This is a genomic window from Cupriavidus sp. IDO (genome assembly GCF_000812465.1).
Lineage (GTDB): Bacteria > Pseudomonadota > Gammaproteobacteria > Burkholderiales > Burkholderiaceae > Cupriavidus.
Window position 1 is genome coordinate 74603 of record NZ_JWMA01000042.1, and the last position, 20386, is coordinate 94988.

Sequence of the window (20386 nt, forward strand, 5' to 3'; positions counted from 1 at the left end):
CTGACAGCGCCAGTGCCTTGCACGCCGCCCGGGGTAGGCGATAATGGCGCATTCTTCAGCCGCCACTGAATTGCTCAGCCCAGTGCTGAGCCGGAGCCACTCATGCACGCCCAGCATTTTGTCGCCAACCGCCTGATCGCGCCCGACAACGGCCTGCGCATCAAGGTATTCGACCCGTCCAACGGCGAACCGTTTGCCGAGATCGCCCGCGGCAACGCCACCGATATCAACGTGGCCGTCCACGCCGCCCGCCAGGCTGCCGACGGCGCCTGGGGCGCGATGGCCCCGTCCGAGCGGGTGCGCCTGCTCAACCGCGTAGCGCTCGCGCTGATCGCCCGCGAGGAAGAACTGACCGCGCTGGAAGCGCGCGACACCGGCAAGCCGCTGCGCCAGGCCCGCGCCGACGCGCGTGCCGTGGCCCGCTACTTCGAGTTTTATGCGGGCGCGGTCGACAAGCTGCACGGCCAGACCATTCCCTACAACCCCGGCTACACCGTGCTGACGCTGCGAGAGCCGCATGGCGTCACCGGCCACATCATCCCGTGGAACTACCCGCTGCAGATCTTCGGGCGCAGCGTCGGCGCGGCGCTGGCCGCCGGCAATGCCTGTGTGGTCAAGCCAGCGGAGGATGCCTGCCTGTCGCTGCTGCGCGTGGCCGAGATCGCCGCCGAGGCCGGCCTGCCCGAAGGCGCGCTCAATATCGTCACCGGCTACGGCCACGAGGCCGGCGCCGCGCTGGCGCGCCATCCCGGCATCAACCATATTTCGTTCACCGGCTCGCCGCAGACCGGCAAGCTGGTATCGCAGCTCGCCGCCGAGAACCACGTGCCGGTCACGCTGGAGCTGGGCGGGAAGTCGCCGCAGGTGATCTTTGCCGATGCCGACCTTGATGCGCTGGTGCCGGTGGTGGTCAACGGCATCGTGCAGAACGCCGGGCAGACCTGCTCGGCCGGCAGCCGCGTGCTGGTGGAGCGCCCCATCTACGATACGCTGCTCGACCGGCTGGCGTCGGTGTTCGAATCGCTGCGCGTCGGGCCGTCGGAACTCGACCTGGAATGCGGCCCGCTGATCAGCCGCAAGCAGCAGCAGCGCGTGTGGGATTTCGTTTCCGACGCGCAGCACGCCGGCATCGCCGTGATGGCGCAAGGCCAGATCATGGCCGAGGCGCCGGAGTCCGGCTATTACCAGGTGCCGATGCTGTTCCGCGACGTGCCGCCGGCGCATCGGCTGGCGCAGGAAGAGGTGTTCGGCCCGCTGCTGGCCGCGATGCCCTTCGACACCGAGGCCGAAGCCGTGGCGCTGGCCAACGGCACGCCCTACGGACTGGTCGCCGGCCTGTGGACGCGCGACGGCGGCCGCCAGTTGCGGCTGGCGCGCAAGCTGCGCGCGGGCCAGGTCTTTATCAACAACTATGGCGCCGGCGGCGGCGTGGAGCTGCCCTTCGGCGGCACCGGCCAGTCGGGCTACGGCCGTGAGAAGGGCTTCGAGGCCCTGTACGGATTCACCACACTGAAAACCATCGCTATTCAACATGGGTAACATCAATTTCCTGTCGGTCGCCTTTGCCATCTTCTTTTTCTGGATGGCGTGGCACGTCAGAAACAAGCGCGCCACCAATCCGTCGGCCATGCCGCGCCTGCAGGTCTTCAAGCGCAAATGGGGCGACACCGTGGGCGACCGCGTGCACTGGTGCCTGTATGTGGCGCTGCCCTTCCTGCTGGCGCTGATGATGGTGGCCAACGCGCTGCGCGGACGGGGACCGTTCGCGCATTGAGTGCGGCTGCACAAATCCAAATACAACGAGGAGACAAGCGATGAGACTGGCCAACAAGGTAGCCGTGGTCACCGGCGGCGGTTCCGGCTTCGGCGAAGGCATCGCCCACACCTTCGCGCGCGAAGGCGCCAGCGTGATGGTGGCCGACCTGCGCGAAGATGCTGCCGAACGCGTGGCCGTGGCCATCCGCGATGCCGGCGGGCAGGCGCGCGCGGTGCGTGCCGATGTGGCGCGCGGCGGGGACGTCGCCGCCATGCGCGACGCCACGCTGGCCGCCTTCGGCGACGTGCACATCGTCGTCAACAATGCCGGCACCACGCACCGCAACAAGCCCATCCTTGAAGTCACGGAAGAAGAATTCGATCGCGTCTACGCGGTCAACGTCAAGAGCATCTACTGGTCGGCGCGCGAATTCATTCCGCATTTCCGCCAGCGCGGCGGCGGCGTGTTCGTCAACATCGCGTCCACCGCCGGCATCCGGCCGCGTCCGGGGCTGGTCTGGTACAACGGCAGCAAGGGCGCGGTGATCACCGCCAGCAAGGCCATGGCGGCGGAACTGGGCAAGGACAATATCCGCGTGAACTGCGTCAATCCCGTAATCGGCGCCACCGGCCTGCTTGAAGAATTCATGGGCATGCCCGACACCCCCGAGAACCGCGCAAAGTTTCTCGCCACCATTCCGATGGGCCGCATGTCGACCCCGCAGGACGTGGCCAATGCCTGCCTGTACCTGGCCTCGGACGAGGCCGCCTTTATCACCGGCACCTGCATCGAAGTCGATGGTGGCCGCTGCGTGTGAGCGGCCGTGGCAGGTCCGTTAGTACCGTAGAGCCGTAGAGCCGTAGAAGCGTCGTAGAAGCGCAAACAATCTCTGGAGACAGCATGACATCGACTGCAGTCAATCCCGGCGTCGGCGACGCCGCTTTCGAAGATGCCACTTACCGCAAGGTGAGCTGGCGGCTGGTGCCTTTCCTGCTGCTGTGCTACGTGGTCGCTTACCTGGACCGCGTCAACGTGGGCTTTGCCAAGCTGCAGATGCTCAATGACCTGAAGTTCAGCGAGACCATCTACGGGCTGGGAGCGGGGATCTTCTTCATCGGCTACTTCCTGTTCGAAGTGCCCAGCAACGTGATCCTGCACAAGGTCGGCGCGCGCATCTGGATCGCGCGCATCATGATCACCTGGGGCTTGATCTCGGCGGCGATGATGTTCGTCACCACGCCGACCATGTTCTATGTGCTGCGCTTCCTGCTGGGGATCGCCGAGGCCGGCTTCTTCCCCGGCATCATCCTGTACCTGACCTACTGGTACCCGGCCAACCGCCGCGGACGCACCACCACCTTCTTCATGACCGCCATCGCCCTGTCGGGCGTGATCGGCGGCCCGCTGTCGGGCTGGGTGATGCAGTCGTTCGACGGCCACAACGGCTGGTCTGGCTGGCAATGGATGTTCCTGCTCGAAGGCATCCCTTCGATCCTGGTCGGGCTGTGGGTGCTGGCCTACCTCGATGACCGCATCTCCCACGCCAAGTGGCTGAGCGCGGACGAGAAGGCCCTGCTCGAGCGCAATATCGCCAGGGAAGACGCGCACAAGGAAGACCCGCCGATCCGCACCGTATTCGCCAGTCCGCGCGTCTGGCTGATGAGCGCCATCTACTTCTGCTTCGTGATGGGCCTGTACGGCGTGAGCTTCTGGCTGCCGACCATCATCAAGCAGACCGGCGTCAAGGGCGCGCTCGACATCGGCTTGCTGACCGCCATTCCCTATGGCTGCGCCGTGGTCGGCATGATCCTGGTGGCTTACAGCGCCGACCGCTCGGGCGAGCGCCGCTGGCACATCGCGATCCCCGCGCTGGCAGGCAGCATCGGGCTGCTGCTGTCGGTGCACTGGCACAGCGATACCACGCTGGCGATGGTTGCGCTGACGCTCGCGACCATCGGCATCCTGACCACGCTGCCGCTGTTCTGGAGCCTGCCGACCGCGTTCCTGGCCGGCACCGGTGCCGCGGCGGGCATCGCGCTGATCAACTCGCTGGGCAATCTCGCCGGCTTTCTCAGCCCCTATGCAGTGGGTTGGCTCAAGGACCTGACGCATAGCACCGATTCTGGCATGTACCTGCTCGCCGTCTGCCTGGTGGTGGGTGCGGCGCTCACGCTGTCGGTGCCGGCTCGCCTCGTCGCCGGCAAGGCATCCTGACGTCACAGGCCATCGCTGGCCAATATTGGCCCTCTCCCGCAACGGGAGAGGGCTGACGCAGCACCTCGGTGGCCACGCGGTCACATCAGCGCCACTTTCCCCGCCACAACGCGCCGTCCTCTTACGCCGATGTAGGACCATCACCGGCATTCCCGCCGGGCGATGGGTCCTAGCATGGAAAAAAGAACCCGGAGTGCCTGCACGGCACCTCCGGACGTTGCCTTTTCCGTCATTCGTCAAGGAGGCTATATGCAGTACCTCCCAGCTTTTGCCCCGACACGTTCGCTGGAACGGATCGAAGCGCGCCTGGCCCGCCGCACACGCACCAAGCGGCTTGTCATCGCACTGAGCGCCGGCGTGGTCGCCCTGCTGGCATTGCTGCCGGCTGCCGGCCAGGCGCAGATGCAGGCTGCGCCGGCCGATTCGCTGGCCCCGGCCCCGGGCTCCGCCATGCCGCCAGCGCCTGCTGCATCGCCGGCTCCTGCACCGGGTGTGGCTCCGACTCCTGTACCTGGCACATTGCCGGCGCCACCGGCTGCCGCGCCGATGCCAATGCCGGCACCTGTGGTCACGGCTCCGGCACAGCCGTCGCCGCCGCTTACCGTGCCGCCACCTCCGCCGCCAACTGATGCCATGGTGCAGAAGACCGCTGGCCCGGTCACCTATGTCTGCGGTGGGGTCGCGGACGACGAGCAGCGTGCGCTGTCAGCGCAGTCCCGCAACTACAACATGGGGCTGCTGTTCACGCAGGGTGCGCGCGGCGAGTACCTGTCGGACGTGACCGTCAAGCTGATGCGTGGCAACCGCGAGGTGGCCAGCTTCGTGGCCGATGGTCCGCGTTGCCTGGTCAGGGCGCCGCAGGGCACCTACAACGTGCGCGCTACCTATGAGGGCCGGACCAAGACGATGGTGGTCAGCACCGGCACGCACAATGCGCAGATGCGCTGGTAGTTGCCGATTCCACTGACCAACCAGTCCGGCACGACAACCGCAGGAAAAAAGGGGCGCCTGAAAGCCGCAGTCACCGGCTTTCAGGCGCCCCTTCTCTTTCCCCTGCCGGTTGCGGCAGCCCGACCTTACTTCGCCGGATCGTCCCCCAGCATCTGCGCCACCGAGCCGGCCGTGCCCGCCGCGCGCTCGCCGATCAGCCGGTGCAGCGTGCCGAGCAGCTCGTCCTCGTTGTAAGGCTTGCCCAGGTAGACGTCGACGCCGATCTCCTGCGCATAGCGGCGATGCTTCTCGGCCGTGCGCGAGGTGATCATCACCAGCGGCATCTTCGCCGTGCGGCTGTCGGCCCTCACATTACGCGTCAGGTCGAAGCCGTCCATGTTGGGCATCTCGATGTCGACCAGCATGGCGTCGGGCATCACGTCCTGCAGCTGCTTGAGCGCATCCACGCCATCGCGTGCCAGCACGACCTGGTAGCCGGCGCGGCTGAGCAGGCGCTGCGTCGCCTTGCGCACCGTCAGCGAATCGTCCACCACCATCACGGTCGGCTGCGTGGTCAGCCCCTGGACCGGCTCGGCCGAGCCGTTGCCGGCAAATTCCGCGACGGCGCCCAGCGCTTGCTGCGGCGCCCGCTCCAGTTGCAGCTGCGCCGGCGCCAGCTCGCCGCGCTCGCGCACGAAGCGCTGCGCCAGCACGACCGGGTTGTAGATCAGCACGATCTCGCCGTCGCCCAGCGTGGTCGCACCGGCAATCCCTTCCAGGCGTGCCAGGTGCGGACCGATGTGCTTGACCACCACTTCCCGGTTGCCTACCACCTCGTCGACGTGCACCGCCACGCGCTCCGCACCGCTGCGCACGATCACCACCGGCGAATACTTGCGGCCGGAAGCCAGCGCCGCGCTTTCCTCGAGCAAGACACCAAAATAGTAGAACGGCACCTCGCCACCGGTGGCCGCCAGGCGGCCCTGGTTGTAGGCATCGAGCAGCGCCTGGCCGCGCAATTGCTGCACCTGGTCGATCATGCCGCTCGGCAAGGCGTACAGGCGGCCGCCCAGCGACACCACCAGCACCTGCGTGATTGCGGTCGTCAGCGGCAGGTGCACGGTGAACGTCGTGCCACGGCCGGTGGTGGTGGACAGCGTGATGCGTCCACCCAGCGCCACCGTCTCGGCACGCACCACGTCCATGCCGACACCGCGGCCGGCCAGCTCCGACACCGAGTCGGCCGTCGAAAAGCCCGGCGTGAAGATCATCTCGGTCAGGCGCGCTTCGCTGGCTTCGTCGTCCTGCGCAAGCAGGTGACGCTCCACCGCGCGCGCGCGGATGCGGGCGAGATCGAGGCCGCCGCCGTCATCGATGAAATGCAGCACGACTTCGTTGCCTTCCTGCTGCACTTCCAGCGTCAGCGAGCCCGCTGCCGCCTTGCCGGCTGCCCGGCGCGCATCGGCCGGCTCGATGCCATGCACTACCGCATTACGGATCAGGTGCTCGATCGGTCCGGCCATGCGGTCCAGCACCGAGCGGTCGACTTCCACCGTGCCGCCCTTGATCAGCAGGCGCACTTCCTTGCCGGTCTCGGCAGCCGACTGGCGCGCCACGCGGTAGAGCCGCTCGGCCAGCGCGTCGAACTGCACCATGCGCGCCTGCATCAGCCCGCGCTGCAATCCGCGCGTGAGCCGTGCCTGCGCGGCAAGGTCGCCGGCGGCGCGGTCAAAGCCGCGGTGCAGGTTCTGCTCGACGGTGGCCACGTCGTTGACCGACTCGGCCATCATCCGCGTCAGTTCCTGGAAGCGCGTGAAACGGTCGAACTCGAGCGGATCGAACTCCTGGTTGTGCTGCGCATCGGCAATGCGCGATGCCATCTGCGACTCGGCCTGGATCTCGATCTCGCGCAGCTGTCCGCGCAAGCGCGCCACGTTGTCGTTCAGTTCGCCCAGGTACGAGCGCATCGCCTCCAGCTCGCTGTCCAGGCGTGCACGGGTCGCGCCGACTTCGCCGGCTTCGTTGATGAGCGTATCGAGGGCACGTGCCTGCACGCGCACCAGCGCACGCTGGCGTTCGCCGGCTTCGGCCGGCGCCGGTGCCAGTTCGGTCGTGACCTGTGCCGGCGCTGCGGGCACCGACAGCGCCGTGCCCGCAGCGGGGGCTTCGGTCCCGGCTGGCTCGCCCGACATGTCCTGCGCCGCTGCATCCGGTGCGTCGGCAAAGCCGTTGACGACATCGGCATCATCGACCGGCAGCAGGCGCCCGGCCTGCAGCGCCTCGGTGTGGGCCAGGATGCGGTCGTACCAAGCGTAGAGCTGGCCGAACAGCTTCGGGCCGACGCGCTGGCCGCGCAGGCTGGCATCGAGCAGCGTTTCCATTTCATGCGCGGCCTGCCCCAGGGCCATCGCCCCGGCCATGCGCGCGCTGCCCTTGAGCGTGTGCAGCGAGCGCAGCACCAGGCCGCCCTGCTGGGCATTCTCCGGCGCGGACTCCCAGGTGCGCACCAGCCGGCCGAGCTCGGGCAGGCTGCCCTGGGCTTCTTCCAGGAAGATGTCGACCAGCGCCTGGTCCAGCGCGGCGGCTTCTTCGATCGGCGGAACCAGATGTGGCCGATGGTGCGTGGGCAGCGGAATGACGACGGCGTCGTGCGGCTCGCTCGCAGGCGTTTCCTGCGCAGCGGCCGGCTCGGCGGTGTTCGCGCCACTCTGGTCGAGGTTGCCGTCGGCAACTGCCGACGGCGCAACCGGCGCGGGCGGCAGCTGGCCAAACAGGCTTGCCACCGAGTCGTCCGGCTCCGCGGGACCCGGCGCCGGCGGCACTGCCACCCGCGGCCGTACCAGCGCGCGCTCGCCGAACTCTGTCAGGCTGCGGCGCAGGCTGGCATCCGCGTCCGGCCAGACGCCGGCGGCGAACTGGTGCAGCATGCCGCGCAGGCGCTCGACCGCCTGTTCCAGCAAGCGGAAGTCGCCGGGGTGCATCGCCACCGGATGCGAACCCAGCTGCAGCAGGAGGCGCTCCAGCGCTTCGGCAATCTCGCGCACCGGCTCCAGGCCTACCGTCGATGCACTGCCCTGCAGCGTATGGGCAACGCGCAGTGCCAGCTCGCTCGGGCAGGGATGGCCTTCGTGGCGCCACTCGGAGATATCGGTGCCGAACTGCCGCAGCAGATCGTCGGCTTCCTGCAGATAGACGTTGTACAGCGGCAGCCCGATGCGAATCGGGCCAATGACCTTGTAGTTGTCGTCGTCGCTCGACAGCCCGCCGGAGAGCCGGAACGGGAGTACGTTGCCGTCGTCCTCGGTGCCGGCGACGTCGGTGCGTGGCTCATCGCCAGGCAGGTCTGCCGCGATTTCCGGCAGCGTGTCGTCCGTCTCCGCAGGCGTCTCAATGGACAAGTCCGCAGGCTGAGGGACATCTGCGGCACCATGATCCGGCGACGCGAAGGCTTCCACCTCGTCAACCGGATCGCGCACCGCCTCGGCAGCGGCGATCAGCGGCGCAATGTCGTGCGGGGTAGCCACATCGCGATGCAGCTGGGCCGCCCATGCCGACAGCTCCGCATGTGCGCGGCGCAGCAGCGCCAGCAGCGCAGGCACCGGCTCGCGCGCCTCGGCGATCCACAGGTTCATCACCTGCTCCACCGCCCAGGCGGCCTCGCCAAAGCGATGCAGGCCGACCATGCGGCTCGATCCCTTGAGCGTATGGAAGGCGCGCCGCACGCGGCTGAGCGTGTCGGCATCGCGCAATGTGTCGAGCCCGGAATTCAGGTCGCTGGCGATGCCGCCGAGCACTTCGTCGGCTTCATCCAGGAAAATCTGCAGCAGCTCGGCATCGACCGCGACGTTGTCACCGGGTGCCGGCGCAGCTTGCGCGGTGGCGCCCGGCTCGGCGACAGCGCCGGCAAGCGGCCCGGCCAGCGCCGCCACCATCCGTTCGCCGGCAGAATCGCCGCCGGCCAGCCAGGTGTTGAACTGCGTCGTGGCTTCGGCAACTTGCCGGCGCAGGGCCGCATCATCGTCGATGGCAGCCTGCTCGGTCACTGCCTGCAAGGCGGCACGCAGGCGCTGCACCTCGGGCGAGTCGGCGGTGGCTCTGCCGCGGATCGCCTCGCTGGCAGCGGCGCGCGCGGCGTCCAGCGGAGTCTGCTCGTGCGATGCGGTGCGGCGGTCGCCGGCGTCCTCGGCGGGCTCGCCGTCGGTGCCACGTGCACGTCCCAGCTCGAGCGCATCGATAAAGGCGTGCACGCAGCCCAGTTCCGCGGCAATGGCAGCCAGTTGTTCGTTGCGCGTGGCGTCATCGGCGCCGCCAGCAAAGCTGCCGAGCCGCTGCATGACCGCCAGCACGGCTGCGCTGGCCGCCTGCTGATCGTCAGCCAGCGAAACAGGCAACGCGCCTGTCGGCTGCAGCGATTCCAGCGTAGCGTGCAGCGCGCCAAAGGCCTGCGCCGCGTCCTTCAGGCCGGAGGCCGCATCCGGACGCGCGGCATTGCGGTCATAGGTATCGAGCCAGGATTCGCCGCTATCGAGCTGGGCGCGCAGTTGCGCCACTGCCTCGGCCCGCAGCGCCTGCGCGCGGGCCTGCCGGACCATCTCGGCCAGCCATGCGGGTGCAGCCGCCGCCGGACTGGACAGGGATTGCGCCAGCTCTTCGCATTGCGTGGCGAATACCGCGGCAGAAGCGTGGCCCGACTTGCCATGAACCCGCCACGGCAATGCCAGCGCACGCGACAGGAACAATGCGATGCCCGCCGCGCCAAGCGCCTCGCCTTCCGCGCGCGCCGCGGCGGCATTGACGGCGGCCTGCGCCAGGCAACGCTGCAGTGCGGGCTGGGCCAGCGGTTGCGCGGCTTCGGCCAGGGCCGCCAGCGCGATTTCCCAGCCGGCCTGGTCGCCGGCTGCGGCGCGGTCAAGCGCGCCGGCAGCCTGCTGCAGGTTGCGGGTGTCGATCGGATCCAGCCAGCCGTAATAGCGCAGCCGGTGGTCGGCCCGCGCCACGGCATGGCCCGGGTCAAGGCGGAAAGCCTGGAGGCAGCGTGCGATCTCGGCGCGCAGTGCACCCAGGGATTCGCCCGATGCTGCGGTCTCGCTTTCATTGCCGGTACAAACCAGCAGGAAGACCGCGTCGTTGAGCAGTGCCTGCGGCACGCGCACCTGCCCTTGCAGGTACTGGCGCAGCAGCAGATGGGCCCGCGCGGCGAAGCGCTTGGCCAGCAGGTCCGACGGCAGCAGGCCATGCGCCAAAGCGCGGAACACCAGTCCCAGCACGAACCACACGCCCCGGTCCGGATGGTCGGTGGCGCGGCGCGCATCCTGCTCGTTGACGCGGACCGCGTCGAGCGCCTCCTGCAGGGGCAGGTAGGCTTCGCGCAGCAGCGATGCATCGCTGCACGGGGTGGGCAGCCGCAGCGACTTCAGCAGTGCGGCTTCGAAACGCTGGCGCGCACGCGTTACGACCGAGGCACTGCGGGCCGGCAGCAGAATGCCCGGCAGCATCTGCACCTCGTCGACCCACAGGTCGGCGGGATGCACGCGCTCTTCACCGAGCAGGGTCAGGACGTCGGCATAGGAGCGGAACAGGCGCAGCGGATCCTCGTCGTCGCCGGCCATCAGGTCATCGACGTACTCGGCAAGCGCCTGCACGCCGGCACGGAAAACCGCCAGCGTGGCAGCACTGGCGGCAACGCTGCCGGTGTCGATGCCTTCCAGCAAGCGGCGCAGTGCCTGGCTGTACGGATCGATGCCCCGCAGGCCGACGATATGCACCGCGCCTGCGGCCTGGTGCAAATGCTGGCCGGCCAGCCGCAGCGAAGTGGTGTCGCGCGCGCCGAGCGCCTCGGGCGCCTGCTGGATTTCGTCGACGTAATGGCCGAGTTCCGCCGCGGCGTCGTCCAGCGCGCTGCGCAGGCTGGGTGCAAGCCACGCCAGCACGGACAGGTCGCGCACGGCGCTGGCCGGCGTGACTGCCGCGTCAGCCGATGCGGGCAAGGCAAGCGGCGATGGCAGCGGATCGCCCGTTGCCTCCTCCGGCGACGTTGACGGGGGGGACGAATGGGCCAGGCCAGCCGTATCGCGCGAAACAGGAAAATTCAAAGACATGACGGCTTCCAGTGCTGCCCTTGCGCAGCGGCCGCCGGCGGGCCGCCACGGCGGCGGGCGCCAGGCTCGTTGAAGGTGCTGCCGATGTGCGCGGAAGCGTTCCCGGACGTCATCCGGACACTCAGCCGATCTTGAATCGCGACACGGAGTTACGCAGCTCTTCGGTCAGCAGCGTCAGCTGGCGCACCGATTGCGCGGTCTGCCGCGTGCCGGAGGTGGTCTGCTCCGTGACCTGGAGAATGCGGTCGATGTGGCGGGCCACGTTCGTGGCCAGATCGGCTTCGTGCGACGTCGACTGCGAAATCTGTTCGATCAGCTCGGCCAGCTGGCGCGACACGCGGCCGATCTCCAGCAGCGCCGAACCGGCGTTGTCCGAGAGCCGCGCGCCTTCCACCACGCCCTGCGTGCTGCGCTCCATGGCGTGCACGGCATCCTGCGTATCGGTCTGGATGGTGCGGATCAGCGCGCCGATCTGCTTGGTTGCCTCGCCGGAGCGCTCTGCCAGCCGCTGCACTTCTTCAGCCACCACCGAGAAGCCGCGCCCCGCTTCGCCGGCGGATGCCGCCTGGATGGCGGCGTTCAGTGCCAGCACGTTGGTCTGCTCGGTAATGTCCGAGATCAGCTCGACGATTTCACCGATCTCCTGCGACGACTCGCCCAGCCGCTTGATCCGCTTGGAAGTGTCCTGGATCTGCTCGCGAATGTCGTTCATGCCCGCGATGGCGTTCTGCACCGCCACCTGGCCCTGCTCCGCGGCGGTCAGCGAGGCGCGCGCCACGTTGGCGGATTCGGCCGCGCCGCGCGACACCTGCGTGATGCGGTCAGCCATGTCCACCACCGATTCGCCAGTCTGGCGGATCTGGCGCGACTGTTCTTCGGTCGTGGCGGCCAGCTGGTTGGAGGTTGCCTGCACCTGGCTCGAGGCCTGCGTCACCTCTCCGGCCGTCAGCTGCACGCGGCCGACCAGTTCGCGCAGTTCTTCCACCGTGTAGTTCACCGAGTCGGCGATGGCGCCGGTGATGTCTTCGGTCACCGTTGCCTGGCGCGTCAGGTCGCCGTCCGCGATGTCCTGCAACTCGTTCATCAGCTGCAGAATGGCCTTCTGGGTCGCGTCGTTGTTGCGCTTTTCATCCATCCGGCGCGCTTCCGCTTCATGCTCGCGCGCCTCGGCTTCCAGCGCGCGCATGCGCGAATCGCGCAGGTACAGCGCCGCCAGGCCCGCCAGGCAGAGCAGCGTCAGCAATGCCGAAACCACGGTCGCACCGAGCGTGACCGGGCGGTAGCGTGCCGACTCCGAGTACGCCTGCTGCAGGGCAGCCAGCTCGCCGCGCAAGGCCTCGTTGTCATTGAAGATCTGCTGCTGCGCGCGCTTGGCGGCAATCAGGCCGGGCAGGTTCTGCAGGATGGTCTGCGTCGTCTTCTGCACCGATTCGAAACGCTGCGAGAGCTGCTCCAGGTAGCCGCGTGTCTCGGTGTCGCTGGCTGCGTTCAGGCGCAGCGCCTCGCTGCCGTTGAGCAGGCCGTCGAGCGTTTCACGGAAGGTGTTGGTGTCCTTGCCGAGCAGGAAAGCGGTCTCGGGGTTGACGCCTTCGCCGGAGAGGAACTCGTTCAGGTTCTTGCCCAGGCGCTGCGTCAGCATCACCAGCTGCGCCGATGCCGCAACCTCACGGGAGTTGGCGCCGGCCTGCAGCTTGATCGCGGCCACCTGTTCGGCCGCTTCCAGCAGTTCCGGGTTGGAGGCGTTGAAGATCTGCAGCGTCTGGCCGACGGTGTTCAGCACCGGCTGCTGCGCCAGCACGTCGGCCGCGCTCTTCTCGGAGCGCTTCCATGAATTCATCGCGGTTTCGAGCAGCGGCGCGGCGGCGCCGGTGGTGGCACGCACATGCTTTTCGGCGCTGCCCGTCTGCAGCGCCTGCAAGTCGGCGGCCAGCGCTTCCTTGGACTGGCGCAGCTGCGTGAAGGCCTGCGCATTGCCCAGCAGCGCCACCGGCACGGCTTTACCAAGACGCTGCGAGTGCATCAGCATATCGCCGGAGATTTCGATCTGCGCCGCGGCGTTGTTGGCGATGCGGTTGTCGAGGTACACCGAACCCAGCAGCGCCACCAGCGACACCACCACCCCTGCCGTCAGCGCGCGCTGCTGCGACGAGAACGGCATGCGCCCGAGCAGGGTGGACAGTTGCTCGAAGGGCGTGCGGCCAAGGCCTTCAGCCCGCCCCGGTGCGGATGCCGCACCACCGGCATCGGCGGCGCCTCCCTCCGTCACCAGGCCCGCGGCCGCCTCGGCGGCCGGCGTCTTGCGTCCCAGGCTGAATTTCTTGAAACCCATAGCACCCTCTGTCCGTTGACTCGTTATTCTGTCCGGCCGTTGCCGGATGGCTGCCGCTGCGATGACCCGCGCGGCGCGCTGTTCTGTTGCCGGTTCGCCCGGCCCGCCCTGGTTCCAGTTGAAACTCGCCGCTGCGGCTACGCGGCCTGCTTGCCCGCCTGCAGGAAGGCCGGTGCATCCAGCAGCCCGCGCACATCCAGCACCTGCCAGTCGCGGCCATCGCGATCGGCAAAGCGCTGTCCCTCCCAATCCGGCGTATTGCCGTTGCGCGCCGGCGCGTCCTGGTGCGGCAGGCTCAGGTCGGCCGCGTGGCGCAGGCCGATCACGCGCGTGGCCATGATGCCGCAGGCGCGCTCGACCTGGCGCGACAGCACCACGATCTTGCTGCCCGGCTGCAGCGGCGTCGGCCCTTCCCCGCAAAACAGGCCGAAATCGATCACGCCCAGCAGGTTGCCGCGCGCGTTCACCAGCCCGGCGTACCAAGGCTGGGTCAGCGGCACCCGGCTGGGCTGGCGCATTTCGAGGACTTCGCCGGTCTCGCCCAATGGCAGCAGCCAGCTGCGCTGCCCGACCTGCAGCGCCAGGTAGCTATCGGCCGCCGGCAGGCTGCGCGCCTCGCGCAGGCGCCGGGCCAGCATGGCCTGGTAGTCCTGCAGGCGGGTCTGGCGGGCGCGAATATCTTGGCGTGGCGCGTTCATGTGGCGTTCCCCGGTGCCGTCGAAGCTCAGTGCCGCGTGGTGCTGCTCAATGCGACAGGGCAGCAATCTTGGTCAGCAGCTCGTCGCCGTTGACCGGCTTGACAATGTAGTCCGATGCGCCCTGGCGCATGCCCCAGATGCGATCGGTATCCAGGCCCTTGCTCGTGCACATGATCACGGGGATGTCCTTGAAGCGGTCGTCGCGCTTGATCGCGCGCGTGGCCTGGTAGCCGTTCTGGCCGGGCATCACCACGTCCATCAGGATCAGGTCGAAGGCCTCGTTCTCCAGGCGCGCAAAGGCCTGGTCGCTGTTGCCCGCCACCGAGACCTTGAAGCCCTTCTTGCCGAGCAGGTCGGACATGAACAGCGCTTCGGTCGGAGAATCGTCGACGATGAGAATCTTGCTGATAGTAGTCATGAGTAATCCTTGAATTCGATCAGGCCGGCAGGGCACCTTCGGGCGCCAGGCGCGGCAGGCACGATTCGACGGCCTGCAGCAGCGCTTCGCGCGTAAAGGGCTTGGCGAGATGGTCCTGCGCGCCCACGAGCCGGCCACGCGAGCGGTCGAACACGCCGTCGCGCGAAGAAAGCATGATCACGGGAATCGCGTGGAAACGCGGACTCTTCTTGATAAGGGAACAGGTCTGGTAGCCGTCGAGGCGCGGCATCAGGATGTCGCAGAAGATCAGGTCCGGGTGCATGTCGCCAACCTTGGCAAGCGCCTCGAAGCCGTCTTCGGCCAGCAGGACCTGGCAACCTGCCTGCGACAGGAAGATTTCCGCCGTGCGGCGGATCGTGCTGGAATCGTCGATGACCAGCACCTTGCGGCGCGCTGGCGCCGGTGCTGCTGCCGACGTGGAAGCCGGCAACACGCTGCCGCCGGCGTTGACCCGCTGAATTTCTTCTAATTGAGCGACCCGCATTTTGTTCCCGCGACCAGCTACCCCATGCGGAGCGCCGGCATGCCCTTGAGAACACCCGAGCGGCGCAGTCCGGCCAAGCCGGCTGCCCCGACGGACCCCCGATATTTCTTGTTTCCCATCAAAGGCCGGACAACTGCCCGGCTAGCGGCGGTGCGTGGTACCCGCACCTGCCTCCGTCCTGTGCCACCCCCGGATGGCAGGATGGACGGAATTCATTTTGCTGCAGAGTGTGACAAGACGCCGTGGGGCCGTCAATCCGGACCGGCCGGACCGCCCTGGCGATTTGTCGCATCGGCGCGACGCGGCCGGATCCTTCACCGCCGGCGCCGATGGCCTTGCAGGCCGCGTCAGATCGCGACCATCTCGAAATCTTCCTTGCGCGCGCCGCATTCCGGGCAGGTCCAGTTGATGGGCACGTCTTCCCATTTGGTCCCCGGGGCGATGCCGTCCTCCGGCGCGCCTGCGGCTTCGTCGTAGATCCAGCCGCAGATCAGGCACATCCAAGTCTTGTATTCCATAACAGCCCTGGTCACTCTCCATTAAAATTCAGCGCAGATGGTACCGAATCGGCGCCTCCGGCGCCAGCCGGGGTTAGCCAGAATCGTGCCAAATCCGCCGTGTTCGCGCACGTTAGCGTAGAAATGCCGTGCAAATGCCGCGAAATTCCTCTGTTTTTCCCGCATGTTTGACGCAAGTTCGCGCCCACCCGAACGCGTTTCCGCAGTTTTTTGATCCCAGGCAAAGCCATGTCTCGTAACCAGCAGCTCTTCGACCGCGCCCAGCAAACCATCCCGGGCGGCGTCAACTCGCCCGTGCGCGCCTTCCGCTCGGTGGGCGGCACGCCGCGCTTCATCACGCGCGCCGAGGGAGCCTATATGTGGGATGCCGATGGCCAGCGCTATATCGACTACATCGGCTCCTGGGGCCCGATGATCGTCGGCCACGCCCACCCGGACGTCGTGCGCGCGGTGCAGGAGACCGCCGCCCACAGCTTCTCGTTCGGCGCCCCGACCGAGGCCGAGATCGTGATGGCCGAGGAAATCTGCAAGCTGGTGCCCTCCATCGAGCAGGTCCGCCTGGTCTCGTCCGGCACCGAGGCCACCATGAGCGCGCTGCGCCTGGCGCGGGGCTTCACCGGCCGGGACCTGATCATCAAGTTCGAAGGCTGCTACCACGGCCACGCCGACAGCCTGCTGGTCAAGGCCGGCTCCGGCCTGCTGACCTTTGCCGACACCACCCAGAACGCGCCCTCCTCGGCCGGCGTGCCGGCCGACGTGACCCGCCACACCATGGTGCTGGAGTACAACAACGTAGAGCAGCTCGAACAGGCATTCGCGAAGCACGCCGGGGAAATTGCCGCCGTGATCGTCGAGCCCGTGGCCGGCAACATGAACCTGGTGCGCGCCAGCGACGCTTTCCTGCAGGCCATGCGCAAGCTGTGCACCCGCGATGGCGCCGTGCTGATCTTCGACGAGGTCATGACCGGGTTCCGCGTGGCGCTGGGCGGCGCACAGTCCCATTACGGCATCACGCCCGACATGACCTGCCTGGGCAAGGTCATCGGCGGAGGCATGCCAGCCGCGGCCTTTGGCGGCCGGCGCGACATCATGGCCAAGCTCGCCCCGCTGGGCGGCGTCTACCAGGCCGGCACGCTGTCGGGCAACCCGCTGGCCGTGGCCGCCGGCCTGGCCACCCTCAAGCTGATCCAGGCGCCGGGCTTCTACGACAAGCTGGCCGCCCAGACCCGCAAGCTCGCCGACGGCCTGTCCGAAGCCGCCCGCGCCGCCGGCGTGCCATTTGCAGCCGACGCCATCGGCGGCATGTTCGGCATCTACTTCCGCGAGGGCGTGCCGGGCAGCTTTGCCGAAGTGACCACGAGCGACACCGCGCGCTTCAATTGTTTCTTCCACGCCATGCTCGACAACGGCGTGTACCTGGCGCCTTCTGCCTTCGAAGCCGGCTTTGTCTCGGCAAAGCATGACGACGCCATCCTGCAGGCCACGCTGGACGCGGCCCGAAAGGCGTTCGCGGCGGACTGAGTGCAGCCCCGTCCGCGTGGCTGCCTCGATGCAGTCGCGCGGAGAAGCAGGGATGCGGCCCGGGGGCGACAGCTGCCGTGCGCTACACTTGAAGCTCGTCCAACCCCGGAGCCTTCGATGCGCGCTTCTCTGCCCCTGTCCTCGCCGACGTCCGTTTTCCGCTGGCTGCTGCTGGCGGTCCTCGCCAGCCTGCTGTCCGCCTGCGGCTACAACGATTTCCAGGCCAAGGACGAGGCGGTCAAGGCAGCCTGGGGCGAAGTGGTCAACCAATACCAGCGCCGCGCCGACCTGATCCCGAATCTGGTCAATACCGTCAAGGGCTACGCCACGCACGAGCGCGAGACGCTCGAAGCCGTGACCAAGGCCCGTGCCGCGGCCACTAGCATCCAGGTGTCGCCGGAGACACTGAACGACCCGGAAGCCTTCAAGCGCTTCCAGCAGGCGCAGGGCGAGCTGTCCGGCGCGCTGTCCCGCTTGCTGGCGGTATCAGAGAACTATCCGCAGCTAAAGGCCGACGCCTCCTTCCGCGATCTGCAGTCGCAGCTGGAAGGCACCGAGAACCGCATCACCGTGGCGCGCCAGCGCTACATTGCCGCGGTGCAGGAGTACAACATCCTGGCCCGCAGCTTCCCGACCAACCTGACCGCAATGGTCTTCAAGTATCCGGTCAAACCTTCGTTCGCGGTGGAGAACGAGAAAGCGATCTCCGCACCGCCAACCGTGAAGTTCTGAGGCCGCAAACATCGTGGGCACGTTCCTGTCATCGTCTGCTTTGCGCGGCTGGCGCCGGGGGCTGGCCGCATTGCTGTGGCTCGCCGCCGTGCTGGCGGCGCCCGCCTTTGCCGCTGACGGCTTCGTTGCGGTGCCGCCGCTCACCCAGCGTGTCACCGACCTGACCGGCACCCTTAACGCCCAGCAACGCAGCGCCCTCGAGAACGTACTGGCGGAATACGAGCAGCAGCGCGGCAGCCAGATCTTCGTGCTGATGCTGCCCACGACCGAGCCCGAGACCATCGACGCCTACAGTATCCGCGTGGCCGACGCCTGGCGCGCCGGGCGCAAGGGCATCGATGACGGCGTGATCGTGCTGATCGCCAAGGACAACCCGCCCGGCCTGCGCAAGATGCGGCTGGAGGTGGGCCGCGGCGTGCAGGGCTCGCTGACCGACGCCATGTCCAAGCGCATCCTGCAGGACGTGATGGCGCCGCACTTCCGGCAGAACGATTTCTACGGCGGGCTGGCGGCGGGCGTCTCGGCCATCCAGGCCACCATCGACAAGGAAGGGCTGGCCGGCCCCCAGCCGCGCAAGGCTGCGCAGTCGTCGTGGACCGACTGGCTGCCAGTATTGTTTCCGCTGGCCATCATCCTGTTCTTCTTCCTGTCTGCGGCGCTGCGCCCGCGCGGCCCGCAGATCGTCACCGGCCCGCGCGGCCGCGACGTGATCGCCGGGGGACTGGGCGGACTTGGCGGCTACGGCATGGGCCAGGACTGGGGCCGCCGCGGTGGCGGCTTCGGTGGCGGTTTCGGCGGTGGCGGCGACTCGGGCGGCGGCTTCAGCGGCGGCGGCGGGGGTGGCTTCGACGGTGGCGGTGCCTCCGGCAACTGGTGACAGCGAGACAGACATGCCATCGATCCGACGCGCCCTGCGCCACCTGGGTACCTCCACCGGCACCGCCCGCCGGTACTTCCCGCCCGCAGCCCAGAAACAACTGCATGACGCCGTCCACGCCGGCGAAGCGCGCCATCGCGGCGAGATCCGCGTGGTGATCGAAGCCAGCCTGCCGGTTGGCCATGCGTGGTCGGGCACGACGCCACGTGCACGCGCGCGTGCGCTGTTTGGCGCGCTGGAGGTCTGGAATACCGAAGACCACACCGGCGTGCTGCTCTATATCAATCTCGCCGATCACGCCGTGGAGATTCTGGCCGACCGCGGCATCGATGCCTGCGTGGGACAGAAGACCTGGCGCGCGGTGTGCGATGAGCTTGCCAGGGGGCTCGCCCGGGATCTCTCGGTCACGCCGGTGCTGGCAGCAGTCGAACGCATCCACGAACTGCTGGCCACGCATTTCCCGTCGGATGGCGGCTACAACCCCAACGAACTGGACGATCGGCCGATCGTGCTTTAGCCGGTCGTCAGCGGGGGCGGCGCGCGCCCATCAGGTACCACACGGCCGCCACCACTTGCAGCGCCACCAGCCCGGCCCATACCGTCAGGTGCGCAGCCTTCGGATAGTGTCCGGCCGTGGCAGGCCACAGATCCAGCACCAGCCCCACGCCAACCTGGCAGGCAAAGGTCGCCAGGAACACCGTCAGCGTCAGCGCCGTCGTCGCCCGGCCGATCAGTGCATCGGGGAAGCTGCGCGCCAGCACCGCGTAGGTCAGGATGCCGCTGGAACCGAACATGCCGTAAGCCGCCCACAGCAGCGCCGGCGGCAGCGGCACCTGCGCCATGATCAGGCCCTGGATCACGATGAAGCCAGTCATGCCGGCGCCGGCGAAGGCGTAGAGGCTCACGCCCATGCGCTCGAGATGTCGCGCCGCCCAACCCGAGCCCACGCAGCCGGCCATCATCGCAAACCCGATCACCGACACCAGCCGTGCAGCCTGGTCCGGCGCGAAGCCGGAAACGTCGCGCATAAAGGCACCGACCCAGAGCGTTTGCACGGCAAGGAAAATGCCCTGGTTCAGCAGCGTCAGCGGCACCACGCGCCAGAAGCGCTCGCTGCCCAGGATCTGGCGCGTGCCGCGCAACTGCTCGGCCAGGCTTTCTTTGCCGGCGCGGGCCTTGTCCGGCACGCCGAACCACAGCAGCACGGCCATGGCCAGCGACACGCCGGCCATGCCGGCGCTGAGCGTGCGCCAGTCGGTCCATGACAGCATCCAGGCCAGCGGCGAACCGACCACCACGGCGCCGAGCCCGCCGATCGCCATCACCACGCCGTTGAGTAAGGGCATACGCGACAACGGGAACCACATCGACAGCGCCTGGATGGCGGCGCCCAGGCAAACCGAAACGCCCACGCCGATCAGCAGCCGCCCGGTCGCCAGCCCGACCATGCCGGGCGCCCATGCAAAGACCAGCGCGCCGGCCACGGCGGCCAGCAGCATGACAGCCTCGGTCCGGCGCGGGCCGTAGCGGTCCAGCAGAATGCCCGCCGGCAGCTGGGCGCAGGCGAAGCCGAGGAAATAGAAGCTGGTCAGCAGGCCGAGATCGCTGGCGCTGAGCCCGAGCTCGCGCGTGAGGTGTGGGGCAAAGCCAAGATTGACGCCCCGGAACACATAGGACACCAGGAAACCCAGCGAAAACACGGCCAGCACGCGCCAGCGCGCGGCAGATGGCGTTGACGAAACCGACGACAGGGACGAACGGGTAGCAGCAGAAGTAGTCATGCCCTAGAT

16 protein-coding genes are annotated in these 20386 nt (G+C 68.0%); 9 read left to right on the plus strand and 7 right to left on the minus strand.

All coding sequences use genetic code 11. From position 1 onward, the window contains the following. Positions 1-102 precede the first annotated feature (102 nt). The 5 genes from RM96_RS14175 to RM96_RS14195 all read left to right on the plus strand — a co-directional run bounded on the left by RM96_RS14175 (position 103) and on the right by RM96_RS14195 (position 4921). Positions 103-1539 carry an aldehyde dehydrogenase family protein gene (locus RM96_RS14175; protein ID WP_039011360.1) on the plus strand — a complete coding sequence of 479 codons (1437 nt, stop codon included), beginning with the start codon at positions 103-105 and terminating at the stop codon, positions 1537-1539. Further along, the gene (locus RM96_RS14180; protein ID WP_035859752.1) at positions 1532-1774 is read left to right on the plus strand and encodes a hypothetical protein; all 243 of its coding nucleotides are present in this window, start codon (positions 1532-1534) and stop codon (positions 1772-1774) included. Before RM96_RS14175 ends, RM96_RS14180 begins: the two co-directional genes overlap by 8 nt. Positions 1775-1814: 40 nt before the next feature. Continuing rightward, positions 1815-2573 (plus strand): SDR family oxidoreductase, encoded by a 759-nt coding sequence (locus tag RM96_RS14185; RefSeq protein ID WP_039011364.1) that lies wholly within the window; start codon positions 1815-1817, stop codon positions 2571-2573. A gap of 83 nt (positions 2574-2656) precedes the next feature. After that, the gene (locus RM96_RS14190) at positions 2657-3970 is read left to right on the plus strand and encodes an MFS transporter (protein WP_039011366.1); all 1314 of its coding nucleotides are present in this window, start codon (positions 2657-2659) and stop codon (positions 3968-3970) included. 249 nt (positions 3971-4219) lie between these two features. Beyond that, entirely contained in the window at positions 4220-4921 is a 702-nt protein-coding gene (locus RM96_RS14195) for a hypothetical protein (RefSeq protein ID WP_039011369.1), read from the plus strand. A gap of 125 nt (positions 4922-5046) precedes the next feature. Here the strand turns inward: RM96_RS14195 and RM96_RS14200 are convergent, their stop codons facing one another. The 6 genes from RM96_RS14200 to RM96_RS14225 form a co-directional block, all read right to left on the minus strand. Continuing rightward, positions 5047-10998: a hybrid sensor histidine kinase/response regulator gene (locus tag RM96_RS14200; protein WP_039011370.1), complete on the minus strand. Its 5952-nt coding sequence runs from the start codon at positions 10996-10998 to the stop codon at positions 5047-5049. A gap of 121 nt (positions 10999-11119) precedes the next feature. Then, positions 11120-13327 carry a methyl-accepting chemotaxis protein gene (locus RM96_RS14205; RefSeq protein WP_039011372.1) on the minus strand — a complete coding sequence of 736 codons (2208 nt, stop codon included), beginning with the start codon at positions 13325-13327 and terminating at the stop codon, positions 11120-11122. 137 nt (positions 13328-13464) lie between these two features. After that, positions 13465-14025 (minus strand): chemotaxis protein CheW, encoded by a 561-nt coding sequence (locus tag RM96_RS14210; protein ID WP_039011462.1) that lies wholly within the window; start codon positions 14023-14025, stop codon positions 13465-13467. Between the two features lie 46 nt (positions 14026-14071). Further along, entirely contained in the window at positions 14072-14443 is a 372-nt protein-coding gene (locus RM96_RS14215; RefSeq protein ID WP_039011374.1) for a response regulator, read from the minus strand. Positions 14444-14462: 19 nt separating this feature from the next. Next, entirely contained in the window at positions 14463-14948 is a 486-nt protein-coding gene (locus RM96_RS14220) for a response regulator (RefSeq protein WP_039011377.1), read from the minus strand. A gap of 347 nt (positions 14949-15295) precedes the next feature. Then, entirely contained in the window at positions 15296-15466 is a 171-nt protein-coding gene (locus RM96_RS14225) for a rubredoxin (protein ID WP_008644874.1), read from the minus strand. Positions 15467-15694: 228 nt separating this feature from the next. Here RM96_RS14225 and hemL point away from each other — a divergent pair, with 228 nt between their 5' ends. The 4 genes from hemL (at position 15695) to RM96_RS14245 (ending at position 19113) form a co-directional block, all read left to right on the plus strand. After that, positions 15695-16987: a glutamate-1-semialdehyde 2,1-aminomutase gene (gene hemL, locus RM96_RS14230; RefSeq protein WP_039011380.1), complete on the plus strand. Its 1293-nt coding sequence runs from the start codon at positions 15695-15697 to the stop codon at positions 16985-16987. Between the two features lie 117 nt (positions 16988-17104). After that, a complete protein-coding gene (locus RM96_RS14235; RefSeq protein ID WP_039011382.1) occupies positions 17105-17719 on the plus strand; it encodes a LemA family protein in 615 nt (204 codons plus the stop codon). 13 nt (positions 17720-17732) lie between these two features. Then, the gene (locus RM96_RS14240) at positions 17733-18596 is read left to right on the plus strand and encodes a TPM domain-containing protein (protein ID WP_238587270.1); all 864 of its coding nucleotides are present in this window, start codon (positions 17733-17735) and stop codon (positions 18594-18596) included. A gap of 13 nt (positions 18597-18609) precedes the next feature. Further along, positions 18610-19113: a TPM domain-containing protein gene (locus RM96_RS14245; protein WP_039011385.1), complete on the plus strand. Its 504-nt coding sequence runs from the start codon at positions 18610-18612 to the stop codon at positions 19111-19113. 7 nt (positions 19114-19120) lie between these two features. On the opposite strand, the gene RM96_RS14250 is transcribed toward RM96_RS14245, so the two are convergent. Next, positions 19121-20377: an MFS transporter gene (locus tag RM96_RS14250; protein ID WP_039011386.1), complete on the minus strand. Its 1257-nt coding sequence runs from the start codon at positions 20375-20377 to the stop codon at positions 19121-19123. Between the last annotated feature and the right edge of the window lie 9 nt (positions 20378-20386).